Below are 240 nucleotides of genomic sequence, written 5' to 3'. Positions count from 1 at the left end.
ACGGCTGCCACGGTTTACGACTATGACCCGGCCAAGGCCAGGGCGCTACTGGCCGAAGCCGGCTACCCGAATGGCTTCGAGACGGAAATCTTCGCGTATCGCGACCGTGACTATGTCGAAGCCATCATCGGCAACCTGCGTGCCGTGGGCATCAACGCCAAGCTGCGCTACTTGAAGTATGCGGCCCTGCGCGATCAGCAACGTGGCGGCAAGGTGCCCATGTCGTTTCAGGCATGGGGC

Annotated in this window: 1 protein-coding gene; it reads left to right on the top strand. The window is 62.1% G+C overall.

The window, feature by feature from the left end:
* Window positions 1-240, top strand: a 240-nt coding sequence (locus tag SB756_RS34745) for an ABC transporter substrate-binding protein (RefSeq protein ID WP_410913843.1), incomplete at both ends; no start/stop codon positions are given.

Origin of the sequence: Pseudomonas sp. SIMBA_068 (assembly GCF_046534705.1) — a bacterium.
Classification (GTDB): Bacteria; Pseudomonadota; Gammaproteobacteria; order Pseudomonadales; family Pseudomonadaceae; genus Aquipseudomonas; species Aquipseudomonas putida.
The sequence above is the reverse complement of the archived record's forward strand: the minus strand, read 5'-3'. Positions and strand labels throughout refer to the sequence as shown.